Raw genomic sequence first — 14,313 nt, forward strand, 5'->3', positions numbered from 1 at the left:
AGATACGCTCGCCCGATCCGTGCCTCGGGATACCCCTCAGAACCCTCGGAGGCTGATTCGCCGTGTCCGCGTACCATGCGGTACTTTTCGATTTTTATGGCACTTTGACCCTTTCGACCCGGCGTGGGCCCGCGCACGCCGCCGTCGCCCAGGCCCTCGGCTGCACTACGGAGGCGCTGTTCGCCGTACTCGACAGGTCGTACTACGAGCGGGCCCGCGGCCTGTACGGCTCGGCCGAGGAGACCATGCGCTGGATCGCCGAGCAGCTCGGCGTGCACCCCTCGCCGAGGACGCTGCGCGCCGCGCTGGCCGCCCGAAACCAGGCGATGCGGGCGGACACGACACTGCGCCTGGACGCGGTGCCCACGCTGCGCGCCCTGCGCCGCCGCGGCCTCGCTACGGCTGTAGTGAGCGACTGCACACACGAGCTACCGGCGTTGCTGCCCACGCTGCCGGTGGCCGGACTGCTCGACGCCCGCGCGTACTCCGTCGAGATCGGACGGTGCAAACCAGACCCGGTGATCTACCTGGAGGCGTGCGAGCGGCTGGGCGTCCAGCCGAGCGACTGCCTCTACGTCGGCGACGGCGGCAGCCAAGAGCTGACCGGCGCCGCCATGCTCGGCATGACCCCGGTCCGGCTGGCCGCCCCGGACCTGGCCCACCACCTGATCTTCAACGCGGAGACCGACTGGACCGGCCTGACCGTGACCGCCCTCACCGAGCTGCCCCTCCTCGTCGACCGGACGCCGGTACCGGTGGGGTGAACGCCGGCTGAGGCCGGGACCTCAGTCCGCTCGGCTCTGGCGGGGCCGGAGCCGGGCGCGCTGAGGCATGATGCCTTCATGGCGGATCCACTGGTGACGGAGGCGATGAAGAAGGCGGCCGTCGCGTGGGTGTCGGTCGGCGACGGCCCGGCACTCGCGCTGTGGTGCCTGCCGATCGACGACGCGCTGTACGTGGTGAGCGGCCCCGGCGAGCAGTCGGCGCCCGGTCTCGCCGACGCCGGCGCGGCCCGGGTCAGCCTCCGCGGCGACCACGGCGGGCGGATCGTGACCTGGCCGGCGGAGGTGACCCGGGTCGATCCGGGCAGCGAGGAGTGGGCCACCGTGGCCCCCCAACTCGCCGCGAAGCGCCTCAACGCGCCCGGCTCGGCCACCGCCCTCGCCGAGCGGTGGGCGGCCGAGTGCGCGGTCAACCGGCTGGCGCCGGCGGGCGAGCCGGAGGCGCGGAGCGACGGCTCCGAGGCCACCCCGCCCCGCGAGTCGCCGGCCGCCCGGCCCGCCAAGCGCCCGTTTCGCCTGCACCGCGTGCGCGGCGCCCGCCCCTCCTCCCGATGACGCGCGGTCGCGGGGGGGGCGTGGTCAAGCCTGAGCCTCCCGCCCACCGGCTGGCGTCTCATGCGGACGGTATGTTGATCCGCCCCTCGGCGACCGGGACAACCTGGCCGCTCACCGTGGCCTTGACCACCGCGCCACCGGCGGCCGTCACCGTGCACTCCAGTGTGGACGGCCGGTGGATCTCGGCGCCCTGCCGGACGGTGTACGCCGACTCGCCCTCGCCGGGCAGCAGCCCGCTCGCCACCAGCCACACGCCCAGCCCCAGCGCAGCGGAGCCGGTGGCCGGATCTTCGGCGACGCCCACGCCGGGGCCGAACATCCGTACGTGCGCGCCACTCGTGGCCGCGTCCCAGGCCACGATGATGACCTCACCGACGCCGTCCCGGGCCGCCGCGGCATGGTCGAGCATCGCGCGGGACACGGCGTCGGGGCGCACCGACAGGTACGGGAAGTCGATGCCGCAGCCCGCCGTACGCGGGGCCGGGCCGGCGAAGTCAGCCGCGGCCAGCCCCGCGGTGGCGAGCAGCGGTGCGGGGTCCAGCTCGGGGCCGAGCGTGGGGGTACCGCCGGTGAGCGTGGCCCGGCCGTCCCCGGTCACCTCGATCGGCAGCAGCCCGGCGCCGCACTCCTGGATCACCCGGCCCGGACCGCCGGCCTGTACCACCGCCGCGCCCACGCTGGGGTGACCGGCGAACGGCAGCTCCACCTGCGGGGTGAAGATCCGGGCACGGTACGTCGCCGCCGCCGGGTCACTCGGCGGCAGGATGAAGACGGTCTCCGAGAGGTTGAACTCCCGCGCGATCGCCTGAAGCTGCTCCGTTGCCAGGTCCTGCGCGCCGAACACCACCGCGAGCGGGTTGCCGGCGAACGCCCGGTCGGTGAACACGTCCACGATCTGGTAGTCCAAGGTCGACATGCCTCCGCAGCCTATGGCACTACGCTGAGCTGGTGACCACGGCGACCAGGGTGTACGTCGCTCGGCTCGCCGGGCTCCCCGTGTTCGACCCGAACGGCGATCAGGTCGGCCGAGTCCGGGACGCGGTCGTGCGGCTGCGCACCACCAACCGGCCGCCCCAGGTGGTAGGGCTGGTCGCGGAGATGCCCATGCGGCGGCGGATCTTCCTGCCGATGGGGCGCATCACCTCGATCGACGCGGACGCGGTGGTGCTCGGCACCGGCACGCTCAACCTGCGCCGCTTCGAAAAGCGCCCCAACGAGCTGCTGGTCCTCGAAGACCTGCTCGACCGGCGGGTCACGGTCGAGCCCGACGAGGTGCCGGGCGCCGTGGTCGACGTCGCGATGGAGGCCAACCGGCTCGGCGAGTGGTCGCTGGTCCGCGTCGCCGTACGCGAGCAGACCGGCCGCCTCCCCCGCCGCGGCCACCTCCGCGAGGTCGACTGGGCACGGGCGCGCGGGCTGATCGGGGTACCGGACACGCGGGGCACCGCCAACCTGCTCGCGCTCCTCGAAGGCATGCGCCCCGCCGACCTGGCCAACGCCCTCCAGGACATGACCGACGCCCGGCGCAACGAGGTGGCCGCCGCCCTCGACGACGAACGCCTCGCCGACGTGCTGAGCGAGTTGCCCGAGCACGACCAGGTGGAGATCCTCGCCGCGCTGGACCGGGAGCGGGCGGCGGACGTACTCGAGGAGATGGACCCGGACGACGCGGCCGACCTGCTCGCCGAGCTGCCCCGCTCGGAGCAGGAGGTGCTCTTCGAGCTGATGGAGCCGGAGGAGGCCGATCCGGTCCGGCAGCTGATGAAGTACCAGAAGGGCACCGCCGGCAGCGTGATGACCTCGGAACCGGTGATCCTCACGCCCGACGCGACCGTGGCCGAGGCGCTCGCCCGCATCCGCGAGCCACAGCTACCGCCCGCGGTGGCCGCGCAGGTCTTCGTCGCCCGCGCGCCGATGGCCACGCCCACCGGCCGCTACCTCGGCATCGTGCACTTCCAGCGGCTGCTGCGGGAGCCGCCGGCCGAGATCCTCGGCGGGGTGCTCGACAGCGGCATCGACCCGCTCCGGCCGGAGACGCCGCTGGTGGAGGTGACCCGGCAGATGGCCACGTACGATCTTGTCGCCCTGCCGGTCGTCGACGGTGCCAACCGGCTCGTCGGCGCGGTCACCGTCGACGACGTCCTCGACCACTCCCTGCCGCCGGACTGGCGCGACCGGGACACCGCTTCGGGAGGTGCCAGTGGCTGACGCACGCCGCCCCGGCCGGCTGGATCAGCCCCGCGAGCCACGCCGGGTCCGCCTGCCGCGCTTCAACCCCGAGGCCTTCGGTCAGTGGTCGGAGGGGATCGCCCGCTACATGGGCACGGCGAACTTCCTGGTCTACATGACCGTCGTGATCCTGCTGTGGATCGGCTGGAACACGCTGGCGCCTGCGGACCTGCGCTTCGACCCGTACACGTTCACGTTCCTGACGCTGATGCTCTCGCTCCAGGCGTCGTACGCGGCCCCGCTGATCCTGCTCGCGCAAAACCGGCAGACCGACCGCGACCGCTTGGGCCTGGATGAGGATCGGCGGCGGGCGTCGATGCAGAAGGCCGATACGGAGTACCTGGCCCGGGAGATCGCGGCGCTCCGGATCGCACTCGGCGAGGTGGCGACCCGCGACTTCGTCCGCTCCGAGTTGCAGCGGCTGACCGAGGAGATCGCGGAGTCGCAGAAGAACGCCCGCAAAGGCAAGAAGAAGGTCCCGTCCGAGCCGTATGACGAAGTCGACAGCGACGGCGCCTGAAGCTGACGCGCCCGCACTGGGAGCGCTGTGGCCAGGCGCGCGGCGTTCTATCGCACTTCGCCTGGAAAGGGTGGCGCCGCGCGCCCGCACTGGGAGCGCTGTGGCCAGGCGCGCGGCGTTCTATCGCACTTCACCTGGAAAGGGTGGCGCCGCGCGCCCCAAGGGGCCAGGCGCGCGGCGTTCTACAACGATCGTCGCACCTCGGGGGGTACGGAGTCCAGCCGGAAACCGACAATATCCAAAAAGACCACACAGTGCCGACGAGTGACCTAAAATGCACGCCTGCCTGGGCGTTGCCCGAGATCCGGAGGTAACGGCCGACGTAGCATGGCGTACATGTCCGCACCGGTAAGCACCATCGAGGAAGCGGTGCAGGCCGCTCTCGCCACCGTCGACGACCCGGAGATCCGCCGGCCGATCACCGACCTCGGCATGGTCCGCTCCGCCACCGTCGACCAATCCGGCGCGGTGAAGGTCGAGCTGCTGCTCACGGTCGCCGGCTGCCCGCTGCGCGACAAGCTCCGCACGGACATCACGACCGCGGTCGGCGCGGTCCCGGGCGTCACGTCCGTCGAGATCGACTTCGGTGTGATGAGCCCGGAGCAGCGGCAGGAGCTCCAGACCCGACTGCGCGGCGGCGCCACGCCCGAGCCGGTGATCCCGTTCGCCCAGCCCGGCTCGCGCACGCGCGTCTACGCGGTGGCCAGCGGCAAGGGCGGGGTCGGCAAGTCCAGCGTGACGGTCAACCTGGCGGCCGCGCTCGCCGCGCGCGGGCTCTCGGTCGGCGTGGTCGACGCGGACATCTACGGGCACTCGGTGCCTCGGATGCTCGGCGCGGACGGCAAGCCCACGCGCGTGGAAGACATGATCATGCCGCCCCAGGCGCACGGGGTGAAGGTGATCTCGATCGGCATGTTCACGGCGGGCAACGCGGCGGTCGTCTGGCGCGGTCCGATGCTGCACCGGGCGTTGCAGCAGTTCCTGGCCGACGTCTACTGGGGCGAACTCGACGTGCTGCTCCTCGACCTCCCCCCGGGCACCGGCGACGTAGCGATCTCGCTGGCCCAGTTGCTGCCCAATGCCGAGATCCTGGTCGTGACGACCCCGCAGACCGCGGCCGCCGAGGTCGCCGAGCGGGCCGGGGCGATCGCCCTCCAGACCCACCAGCGCCTGGTCGGCGTGGTGGAAAACATGTCCTGGCTGGAGCTGCCCACCGGCGAGCGCATGGAGATCTTCGGCGCTGGCGGCGGTGCCACGGTCGCCGAGTCGCTCACCCGCGTGGTCGGCGCCGAGGTGCCGCTGCTGGGTCAGGTCCCGCTCGACACTCGCGTGCGGGAGGCGGGCGACGCCGGGCGACCGATCGTGCTGGACGCACCGGAGGCGCCGGCTTCGATCGCGCTGCGCCAGGTAGCAGACCGCTTGGCCCTGCGCCGCGAGTCGCTGGTCGGCAAGCCGCTGGGGCTCCGCCCGTCCCGCTGAGACGGCGCGAGCCCTCCGGGCTGGCAAGCCCACACTGAGCCCGGCGAGCCATCGGGCCTCCGACTCGACTGCGGCACCAGCGCGCGGCCGGAGTCCGCAGGGTCAGGTGGCGTCGAGGTCGAACTTGTGGGGCCGGGTCGCCGGAGTGGCCGCCGAAGGGGTGATCGCCGAGGTCGCGGGCGTGCGGATGTCTGCCGACGAGGCCACATCCTTGATCTCGTCCTTGACCCCGTCGAGGTCGGCCTTGACCGTGTCGTACATGCCCCGCAGCGGCTTGCGCAGCGCCTCCTCGTCTTCCTCACTGAGCAGGTGCTTGCGGATGAACGCCTTCGGGTGCAGGTCTTCGAGCTGGATGTCGGTGCCCAGCTCACGACTGAGGTCGCCGGTCGCATTTCGCGCCATGTTGCGCAGGTTGCGCACCATGCGAAGACCATCGGAGATCACGTTGGGCAGCTTGTCCCCGAAGATCAATAGCGCGAGCAGCAGCAGCGCGCCGATCTCCCACCAGTTGAGGTTGTCGAACACGGGATGGACCCCTCTCCGCGTGCCGGCGAGCGCAGACCTCACGCCGGCCCAAGGAGAACCCTACTGGGCTGCCCGGTCCTGCGACCAGCGCCGTTTGTCCACCACTGAGCCCGACGGCTCGCGCGTGGGCTCGCTCACTTCGCGTCCGCCGCCAGTGTCACCGACGCGGTCTGCTTGGAGCTACCCCGGTTGTACTCGACCGTTACCACCGAGCCCGGCGCGTACTTGCGGACGAGTGCGATCAGGTCGGTGCCCTCCTCCAGCAGCCGCCCGTCGAGCTTGGTGATCACGTCGCCAGCGCGCAGCCCAGCGGCGGCGGCGGGTCCGGCCGCGTCGACGGCGGAAAGGCGTACGCCGCCGCCCGGGTTGCGGGCCGTGTTGGCGACGGTGGCGCCGATGATCGTACGGCGGGCCTTGCCGGTGTCGATGATGTCCTGCGCTACCCGCTTTGCCTGGTTGATCGGGATGGCGAACGCGAGCCCGATGTTGCCCGCCTGGTCCGCGTCGGCGGCGAGCGACTTGATCACCGAGTTGACGCCCACCACGCGCCCGGCGCCGTCGACCAGCGGGCCGCCGGAGTTGCCCTGGTTGACTGCGGCGTCGGTCTGGATCGCCGCGTAGTAGCGCACCTGACCGCCCGGCTCGCCGGACTGGATCGTGCGGTCGAGCGCGCTCACGATGCCGGCGGTGACCGTGTTGGCGAGCGCGAGCGGCGAGCCGAACGCGAGCACCGGGTCGCCGACCGCGATCGCCTCCGAGTCGCCGAACTCGACCGGTACGAGATTGGGTCGGGAGACCTTGATGACCGCGATGTCCGATTCGGCATCGTGCCCGACGATCGACCCGTTGGCGGTCGAGCCGTCGTTGAAGACCACGGTGGCCCCGCCGGTCGCACCCTCGACCACGTGGTCGTTGGTGATCACGTATCCGTCGGCGGTCGCCACGAAACCCGAGCCGATGCTCGCCCCGCCACTGGTAGCCGCGCGTACGGTCACGACGCTGGGCGCCACGCGCTCCGCCACGCCGGCGAGCGAGTCGGGCGGCCGCTGGGCCACCGAGGGCGCCTCGCCCGTGTTGCCGCCGAGGATCGTGCCGCCGCCCACCCCCTCGTGCACCGCGAAGGCGTATCCGAGCGCCCCGCCCAACATGCCGGCCAGCAGAGCCGAGAAGACCGCGATGGCCAGCACCGATGTCATCCCGCGGCGCGAGGTGGCGTCGGGGTCGGTGACCGGCTCGGGAGCGGCGCCCATGCCCCGTGGCGGCGGCAGCACCACCGCCGCCGGTGCCCGCGGGTCTCGCCACGGGTCGCCGAGCGCGTCGGACCACCAGGGTGAACCCGCAGCCGGAGGGGTCACCGGCGGCCTCGCCGACGGCGGCGAAGTCGCCGGCGTCGCGGTGCCGTCGGGCTGGTGCCAGTGCCAGCCGTCCGTCACGTTCGCAGCCTCCCAGTCGGTACTTCGGTTCATCCAGGATGGCACGGATAACTGAATTGGTGGGCGGGGCGGGGAGGATGCCGGTGGAAGCATTCAGTGGATGCGCCGGCTCCCGTTCCGAGTACCCGCACCCTTAGGCTGATACTCCGACCGGTACCCCGCAGCAGGAGGTCCACCATCGCCACGGTCGCTCGCTTCGGTGGTCTGACGACCGCCCAGGCACTCCAGTTCGCCGAGGGGTACGTCGCCGAGGATATCGTCCTCCAGACGGCGCGCACGCTCGCCCGAGAGGTGGGGCTGGAGCCGGTCGCGCCGAGCGCCGGGGCCGCATTACGCCTGCTCGCGGCCTCTGGCGGGGCCCGCGCGGTGGTCGAGATCGGCACCGGCACGGGCGTGAGTGGCGTGTGGCTGTTGCGCGGGATGCGGCCCGACGGGGTGCTGACCACGATCGATCTGGAAAACGAGCACCAGCGCATCGCCCGGCGGCTCTTCCAGGAGGCGGGATTCGCCGCGTCGCGGACCCGGATCATCACCGGCCGGGCGCTCGACGTGCTGCCCCGGCTGGCCGACGGCGCCTACGACATGATCTTCGTGGATGCCGACCCCACCGAGTACGGCGCCTGCGTCGACGCCGCCCTCCGCCTGCTCCGCCCCGCCGGCATCCTCGCGCTCAACGGCGCGCTGGCCGGCGGGCGGATCGCCGACCCGGCGGCACGCGACCTCGAGACGGTGACCATCCGCGAGGTGATCAAGGCGATGCGGGAGAGCGAGGAGTGGATCCCCGCCCTCCTGCCGGCCGGCGACGGGCTACTGGCCGCCGTCAAGCGCATCTGACGGGGGCAGTGCGGCGAGCCACCGCAGCAGCGCCCGCACGCCCCAGCCGGTCGCGCCCTTGGGCAGCACCCCGTCGGCGCTCTCCGACCACGAGGGCGCCGACATGTCCAGGTGTACCCACCGGTCGCGCCGGTCGCCCACGAACTCGCGCAGGTACAGCGCCGCCACCACTGAGCCGGCGCCGCGGTCGGGCGCGCTGAAGAGGTCGGCGACCTCGCTGCCGAGGTATTCGACGTAGTCGGACGGGAGCGGCATCCGCCAGGCCCGCTCGCCCGCCTCCTCCGCGGCCCCGATGAAGACGGCGGCGAGGTCGTCGTTTTCGCTGTACAGCGCCGCGGTGCGCTTGCCGAGCGCGACCGCGTTGGCGCCGGTGAGTGTCGCGAAGTCGACCAGCAGGTCGGGCGCGAGGCGCTCCACCGCGTACGCGAGCGCGTCGGCCAGCACCAGCCGCCCCTCGGCGTCGGAGTTGGTGGTCTCGCTGGTCAGCCCGCCGTAGTGGCGCACCACGTCGCCGGGGCGGAACGCCGAGCCGCTGAGCAGGTTTTCCGCGAGCGGGGCGAGCGCGGTGACCCGTACCGGCAGATCGAGGGCCGCGGCCCCGACCGTGGCCGCGACGACGGACGCGGCGCCGCCCATGTCCTTGCGCATGAGCTTCATCGCGTCGACCGGCTTGATCGAGATGCCGCCGGTGTCGAACGTGATGCCCTTGCCCACCAGCACCACGTGCGTGCGCGCCCCGGCCGGCCGCCACGACAGCTCCAGGAGCCGGGGCGGGCTGGCCGAGCCCGCGCCCACCGCGAGGATGCCCCCGAAGCCCTCGGCCGCGAGTTGCTCCGGCTCGCGCACGCTCAGGGTCAGGCCGGCGTGCCCCTCGGCGGCCGCACTCACCTGCTCGGCGAACCAGGCCGGGTTCTTCAGCGAGGAAGGCGTGTTGGTGAGGTCGCGGGCCAGGCGCGTGGCGTCGGCGACGGCCCGCGCGGCGGCGAGCGCGTCCGCGTACCGCTCGGGCTGCTCGACCACCACCGTCACCGCGCGCTCGGGGGCGGGCTCGTCGCTCAGCGAGAAGCGGTACGCGGCCAGCCACAGCCCTTCGGCCAGCCCGCGTACGGCATCCACCGAGACATCCAACGGCATCGCTACCGTGATCGACATCTCATCCGCGAACGCCCTGCTCGCGGCGGCTCCGGCGGCCCGCCAGCCAGCCTCGTCGCCGCTCCCGGCGTGCGAGAGGAGGAGCTGACCCGGCTCCCGCAGAGGCCGGCGGAGCAGCCGAGTGGCGCCCGCCTCGCCGTCGAGGTCGCCGAGCAACTCAGCCGCCTCGGCACGGGCCTCGTCCGGCAGGTCGTACGCGATCGGGGGGAGCCCGGGCTCGCCATCGACGATGAGCACGGGCAGGACAACGGCGCCCGGGGCGCCCGGCTCAGCCGCGACGCGGATGGCCAGCACACGACCTCCAGGTTTTACGACAGAGAAACCCGCCGGCACGGCCGCATCGCCGCGCCGGCGGGCCTCTGAGGGACAAATCCGGTGGTACTTAGAGGGATTCCACCGGACCGGCCCTATGGACAGCTATCCGGCGACGGCCTTCAACGCGTCACCGAGCGCGTTCGCCTCGTCGGGAGTCATCTCGACGACGAGCCGGCCACCACCCTCCAGCGGAACCCGCATCACGATGCCCCGGCCCTCCTTGGTGACCTCCAGCGGACCATCGCCCGTCCGCGGCTTCATCGCCGCCATCTTGTCTCCCCTCAGACCTCTACACCTGGGTCGGTGGGTCTCCCCACGGCCACTCCGTCAGCGTCACCGCGCTCACGGCCCGCGGTGCCGACCAACGATTTTCCCTGATGAAACCCGCCGAGCCCAAACTGAAGCCGGATTGATGTGACAGCATCTAGCTTATCTTGAAGATGGCTGTCACAATGTCCCGTCATGCAGGCACGGTCGGCGCTCTTCGACCTCTACGGCGACTACCTCCGCCCCCGGGGTGGGCGGGCACCTGTCGCTGCCCTGGTCAGGCTGCTTTCCCCACTCGGGATCGCGCCGCCGGCGGTGCGCACCGCCGTGTCCCGTATGGTCCGTCAAGGGTGGCTTCATCCGCTACGACTTTCGGCCGGTCCCGGCTACCTGTTGACACCCAAAGCCGCCCGCCGTCTGGACGAGGCGGCCTCACGGATCTACCGCACCGGCAAGATCAGCTGGGACGGCCGCTTCGACCTGATCGTGCTCGACCCGCCGCCGTCCCGGCGCGACCGGCAGCGGCTCGCGGCAAACCTCTCGTTCCTCGGCTACGGCGCGCTCGACGAGCGCACCTGGGTCGCGGCGCGCCCGGGCGAAGACGTCGACGGGCACCTCGCCGAGTCCGGCATCCGCTTCGAGCGCTTCAGTGCCAGCCACGCGTTGGGCGGGCCGGGCGCGATGGGCGTGGTGCGCCGGGCGTGGGACCTCGGCGAGATCGGCGCGGCGTACGAGCGCTTCGTCGCCGAGCAGCGCGACGCTCTGAGCCAGGTCTCCAGCCGCACGAGTGACGAAGAGGCGTACGCGGCACGGTTCCGGCTGGTGCACGCCTGGCGTACCTTTCTGTTCCGGGACCCGCAGCTGCCACCGGCCCTGCTCCCCGAGCGGTGGGCCGGCACCAGCGCGGCGGCCTTCTTCGACCGTCACGCCGCCCGGCTGCGGCCGGCGGCCGACCGGTACGTGGATCTCTGCTTGGACCAGAAGAAGGGCGCACAACCTTGACCGGACCACTTCTCCTGGAGCGCGACGGCGCCGTCGCCACGCTCACGCTCAACCGGCCCGACTCGCTCAACTCGCTGGACACCGCGCTCAAGGAGGCCCTGCGCGACGCGCTCGGCGAGCTCGAGGCCGACCGGTCCTGCCGCGCGGTGGTGCTCGCCGGCGCGGGGCGGGCCTTCTGCGTCGGGCAGGACCTGCGCGAGCACGTGGGCACGCTGGAGAGCGGCACTCCCGACCCGCTGGGCACCGTGCGCGCCCACTACAACCCGATCGCCGCCCGCCTGGCCAACATGCCCAAGCCAGTGGTCGCCGCCGTACGCGGGACGGCCGCCGGAGCCGGTGCCTCCCTCGCCCTCCTCGCCGACTTCCGGATCGGCGGGCCGAAGACGACGTTCCTGATGGCGTTCGCCAATGTGGGCCTCGCCGGCGACACGGGCGTCTCCTGGTCGCTGCCCCGGCTGGTCGGCCACGCCAAGGCGATCGAGCTGCTGATGCTCGCCGAGCCGGTGCCCGCGCCCGAGGCCCAGCGCCTTGGCCTGCTCACCCGCCTGCTCGACGACGACGACCTGGTGCTGCCCACCGCTCAGGAGTTCGCCGCCCGGCTGGCCTCGGGCCCCACGGTCGCCTACGGGGCGATCAAGCGGCAGCTCTCGGTCGGCGACGCGGGCACGCTCTCCGAGGCGCTCGCGGCCGAGGCGCAGGCCCAGGCGATCTGCGGCGCCACCGCCGACCACCGCAACGCGACGGCCGCCTTCGTGGCGAAGGAGAAGCCGGCCTTCGAGGGCCGCTGAGCTAGGGCCTAGCGTCCTGGGCTCGCCCGGTGGACCTCCGCCGGGCGGGGCAGCGGCTAGCTAGTCCTCGTCCTCCTCGGGGTCGAGGTTGGCCTCCTCGCCCAGCACGAACGCCTGCATCGCCAGCTCGTCACCGGTGGGCGAGACGAAGGTGGGCAGCTCGCGCGGGCCCAGCTCCATCACGTACGACCAGAAGACGCGGACCGCCTCCGCCGGCGAGGACGCCTCGATCGGCAGGTCGAGGCTCACCATCCAGGTGCTGCGGTCGGCCGCCGGCCGGAGGCTGCCCGTGATCGCCCGGAACGTCTCCGGGTCGACCGGGGCCACCGGCCCGTCGAGCACGAGCCGCGCGGCCGGCACGGGCTCGTCGAAGGCCCTCCGCGTGTACGTCACCACGACCGGCTCGTCTTCGCCGGGCGACGGGTCGTCCGGGTCGTGCTCGGCCACCACCTGGTGTACCCGGCCCAGCGCCACCACCGCGGGCGACCCGTGCCCGGCCACCACCAGCACCTCGTCGCCAGGCTCGGGGCGCGGCCGGCCGAGGCCGGTCAGCTCCAGCGTGTCGTGATGGAAGAGCCGCTCCGCCTCGTGTCGCTCATCGGAGATGACCACCGCCCAGTGCCCCATGAGGGCCATCCCATCACGGAAGCTTGACGTGACATCCGTCAAGGTGGTCGTCGACCATGCCGGTCGCCTGCATCAGCGCGTACGCCGTGGTCGGCCCCACGAAGCGGAAGCCCGCCTTCTTCAGCGCCTTGGCCATCGCGGTGGACTCCGGCGTGAGCGAGGGCACTTCGGCGAACGACCGGGGACGGCGGGCCCGCGGCGGCGGCGCGAACGACCACAGCAGCGCCGACAGCCCGTCGGGCAGATCGAGCGCGGCCCGGGCGTTGTGGATGGCCGCCTCCACCTTCGCCCGGTTGCGCACGATGCCGGCGTCGGCGAGCAGCCGGGTCACCTCGGCCTCACCGTACTTGGCGACGGTCTCGATGTGGAACTGGTCGAACGCGGCGCGAAACGCCTCCCGCTTGCGCAAGATGATCAACCACGACAGCCCCGACTGGAACGCCTCGAGCGTGACCTTCTCGTACAGCCCGTCGTCGGTGCGAACCGGCCGGCCCCACTCTTCGTCGTGGTAGGCGATGTATTCGGGCGTGCCGCCACCCCAACCGCACCGGGCCAGCCCGTCTGCCCCGATCACCAGGTCGGACACTAGATCTTTCCCGCCTCGACCAGCCGGGCGAACTTCTTCAGCGCCTGGGTCAGGCTCACCTTGGAACCGGGCCACAGCACCGGCCACGCCACGCGACCCGCGACCCCGCCCGGCAGGTGAAACCACTCGTGCCAGACCACCTGCGTGCGCCCCTCGCCCATCGGGGTGCAGCGCAGGACGCCCGGGCCGCGCAGGAGGCGACCACAGTGCACGACGCGCACCTCGTACGGCGGGTCGAGCCGGACCACGCGCATCTCGTCGCGCAGCATCGCCGGGCCGACCGCAGTCACCGCCTCGACCAGGCTGCCCTCACCGCCGTCGCCCTCGACCACGCGCACCTTGGTGAACGGAATCCAGTCGGACTGCCGCTCCCACGCCGTGAACGCCTTGAAGACGACCTCCGCCGGCGCGTTGACGATCACTGTGGCGGTCACCTCACCCGATCCGGGCTGTGCCGCCGACCGTAGGTCCTCTTCGCTCATGCCCTCTCGTCCCGGTCGGGGAGGGTGCGCCGGGCGTCGGTGTCGGAGGCGTCGTCGGGCTCGTCAGCGGGCTGCTCGGCATCGGCCGCCTCGGCGCCCGGTGCGTCGGTGGACTCGTCGGCGTCGGTGTCGACCTCGTCGTCGGTGTCGTCGGCGACCAACGCGGTGGCCGTCACCGCCGCGCCCACGGCCACCGCCGCGGGGGCCGCCACGGCGGTCGCCGTCGCCACGCCGGCGGACTCCTCGCCGAGGGCGGCGTCGTCGCGGTCTTCGCGCGGGGCCGATATGTCACCGAGATCGACCAGGCCGGGGGTCGGGCTGCCGTAGCCGCCACCGCCACCGCCACCGGCCGCGGTCGCGGTCGCGCCGGCCGGCACCAGGGCCGCCTCGCGGGCCCGGCGCAGCGTGTCGGCGTCGGTGGTGCGGCCCTCGCGCAGCGCGGTGACCTCCGCCTCCAGCACGCCGATCAGCTCGTCCTTGTAGCCGATGTCGTAGGCCGCGCGGCGCAGCACCTGGTCGACCTGGGCCATCCGGTAGCCCCGGACGGTCGTGTCGAACCGGACCGCCGTGACATCGGCCTCCATGAGTGGGCGTGTGCCTGGCAGTGGCACCGCCTGACCATCGGGCTCGGCTGTGCCAAGACCCGAGTCACCGCCGGTCACCAGCACGGTGACCCCGAAGACGACAGCGGCGACCGTCAACGCGACCACCACGAGGAGGAGTACCTGACCCATGGA

Annotated in this window: 17 protein-coding genes; 8 read left to right on the forward strand and 9 right to left on the reverse strand. The window is 72.6% G+C overall.

The window, feature by feature from the left end; all coding sequences use genetic code 11:
- Window positions 1-62 precede the first annotated feature (62 nt).
- Complete coding sequence (locus ACFFIA_RS11325) at window positions 63-764, forward strand: HAD family hydrolase (protein WP_377249518.1); 702 nt, start codon at window positions 63-65, stop codon at window positions 762-764.
- A gap of 78 nt (window positions 765-842) precedes the next feature.
- Entirely contained in the window at window positions 843-1,337 is a 495-nt protein-coding gene (locus ACFFIA_RS11330) for a beta/alpha barrel domain-containing protein (RefSeq protein WP_377249520.1), read from the forward strand.
- 58 nt (window positions 1,338-1,395) lie between these two features.
- On the opposite strand, the gene ACFFIA_RS11335 is transcribed toward ACFFIA_RS11330, so the two are convergent.
- Complete coding sequence (locus ACFFIA_RS11335) at window positions 1,396-2,253, reverse strand: PhzF family protein (RefSeq protein ID WP_377249522.1); 858 nt, start codon at window positions 2,251-2,253, stop codon at window positions 1,396-1,398.
- 32 nt (window positions 2,254-2,285) lie between these two features.
- Here ACFFIA_RS11335 and ACFFIA_RS11340 point away from each other — a divergent pair, with 32 nt between their 5' ends.
- From ACFFIA_RS11340 to ACFFIA_RS11350, 3 genes are all read left to right on the forward strand, one after another.
- A complete protein-coding gene (locus ACFFIA_RS11340) occupies window positions 2,286-3,545 on the forward strand; it encodes a magnesium transporter MgtE N-terminal domain-containing protein (RefSeq protein WP_377249525.1) in 1,260 nt (419 codons plus the stop codon).
- Window positions 3,538-4,086, forward strand: a complete 549-nt coding sequence (locus ACFFIA_RS11345; protein ID WP_377249527.1) for a DUF1003 domain-containing protein — start codon at window positions 3,538-3,540, stop codon at window positions 4,084-4,086. The genes ACFFIA_RS11340 and ACFFIA_RS11345 overlap by 8 nt, the downstream gene beginning before the upstream one ends.
- Window positions 4,087-4,422: 336 nt before the next feature.
- Window positions 4,423-5,565 carry an Mrp/NBP35 family ATP-binding protein gene (locus tag ACFFIA_RS11350; protein WP_377249530.1) on the forward strand — a complete coding sequence of 381 codons (1,143 nt, stop codon included), beginning with the start codon at window positions 4,423-4,425 and terminating at the stop codon, window positions 5,563-5,565.
- 102 nt (window positions 5,566-5,667) lie between these two features.
- On the opposite strand, the gene ACFFIA_RS11355 is transcribed toward ACFFIA_RS11350, so the two are convergent.
- Window positions 5,668-6,090 carry a twin-arginine translocase TatA/TatE family subunit gene (locus ACFFIA_RS11355; protein ID WP_377249533.1) on the reverse strand — a complete coding sequence of 141 codons (423 nt, stop codon included), beginning with the start codon at window positions 6,088-6,090 and terminating at the stop codon, window positions 5,668-5,670.
- A gap of 134 nt (window positions 6,091-6,224) precedes the next feature.
- On the reverse strand, window positions 6,225-7,556 hold the full coding sequence (locus tag ACFFIA_RS11360) for a S1C family serine protease (RefSeq protein WP_377249535.1): 1,332 nt from the start codon (window positions 7,554-7,556) through the stop codon (window positions 6,225-6,227).
- 171 nt (window positions 7,557-7,727) lie between these two features.
- Between ACFFIA_RS11360 and ACFFIA_RS11365 the strand changes: the two genes are divergently transcribed.
- Window positions 7,728-8,357, forward strand: coding sequence for an O-methyltransferase (locus ACFFIA_RS11365; protein WP_377249751.1), 630 nt, complete (start codon window positions 7,728-7,730; stop codon window positions 8,355-8,357).
- On the opposite strand, the gene ACFFIA_RS11370 is transcribed toward ACFFIA_RS11365, so the two are convergent.
- Together ACFFIA_RS11370 and ACFFIA_RS11375 are read right to left on the reverse strand one after the other, a co-directional pair.
- Window positions 8,331-9,803: a leucyl aminopeptidase family protein gene (locus ACFFIA_RS11370; protein ID WP_377249537.1), complete on the reverse strand. Its 1,473-nt coding sequence runs from the start codon at window positions 9,801-9,803 to the stop codon at window positions 8,331-8,333. The genes ACFFIA_RS11365 and ACFFIA_RS11370 overlap by 27 nt on opposite strands.
- 123 nt (window positions 9,804-9,926) lie before the next feature.
- Window positions 9,927-10,094: a DUF3117 domain-containing protein gene (locus ACFFIA_RS11375; protein ID WP_377249539.1), complete on the reverse strand. Its 168-nt coding sequence runs from the start codon at window positions 10,092-10,094 to the stop codon at window positions 9,927-9,929.
- Between the two features lie 192 nt (window positions 10,095-10,286).
- Between ACFFIA_RS11375 and ACFFIA_RS11380 the strand changes: the two genes are divergently transcribed.
- Both ACFFIA_RS11380 and ACFFIA_RS11385 read left to right on the forward strand, forming a co-directional pair.
- Window positions 10,287-11,093, forward strand: coding sequence for a PaaX family transcriptional regulator (locus ACFFIA_RS11380; RefSeq protein ID WP_377249541.1), 807 nt, complete (start codon window positions 10,287-10,289; stop codon window positions 11,091-11,093).
- On the forward strand, window positions 11,090-11,881 hold the full coding sequence (locus tag ACFFIA_RS11385) for an enoyl-CoA hydratase-related protein (protein ID WP_377249544.1): 792 nt from the start codon (window positions 11,090-11,092) through the stop codon (window positions 11,879-11,881). Before ACFFIA_RS11380 ends, ACFFIA_RS11385 begins: the two co-directional genes overlap by 4 nt.
- Before the next feature lie 60 nt (window positions 11,882-11,941).
- On the opposite strand, the gene ACFFIA_RS11390 is transcribed toward ACFFIA_RS11385, so the two are convergent.
- Genes ACFFIA_RS11390 through ACFFIA_RS11405 form a run of 4 tightly spaced genes read right to left on the reverse strand, consistent with a single transcriptional unit; the run spans window position 11,942 to window position 14,310 of the window.
- The gene (locus ACFFIA_RS11390; RefSeq protein WP_377249547.1) at window positions 11,942-12,517 is read right to left on the reverse strand and encodes a hypothetical protein; all 576 of its coding nucleotides are present in this window, start codon (window positions 12,515-12,517) and stop codon (window positions 11,942-11,944) included.
- A gap of 4 nt (window positions 12,518-12,521) precedes the next feature.
- A complete protein-coding gene (locus tag ACFFIA_RS11395; protein WP_377249549.1) occupies window positions 12,522-13,094 on the reverse strand; it encodes a DNA-3-methyladenine glycosylase I in 573 nt (190 codons plus the stop codon).
- On the reverse strand, window positions 13,094-13,576 hold the full coding sequence (locus ACFFIA_RS11400; RefSeq protein WP_377249552.1) for an SRPBCC family protein: 483 nt from the start codon (window positions 13,574-13,576) through the stop codon (window positions 13,094-13,096). Before ACFFIA_RS11400 ends, ACFFIA_RS11395 begins: the two co-directional genes overlap by 1 nt.
- Window positions 13,573-14,310 (reverse strand): DivIVA domain-containing protein, encoded by a 738-nt coding sequence (locus tag ACFFIA_RS11405; RefSeq protein WP_377249555.1) that lies wholly within the window; start codon window positions 14,308-14,310, stop codon window positions 13,573-13,575. The genes ACFFIA_RS11400 and ACFFIA_RS11405 overlap by 4 nt, the downstream gene beginning before the upstream one ends.
- Window positions 14,311-14,313: the final 3 nt, after the last annotated feature.

Origin of the sequence: Phytohabitans kaempferiae (assembly GCF_042433955.1) — a bacterium.
In the GTDB taxonomy this organism is placed as follows: Bacteria; Actinomycetota; Actinomycetes; order Mycobacteriales; family Micromonosporaceae; genus Phytohabitans; species Phytohabitans kaempferiae.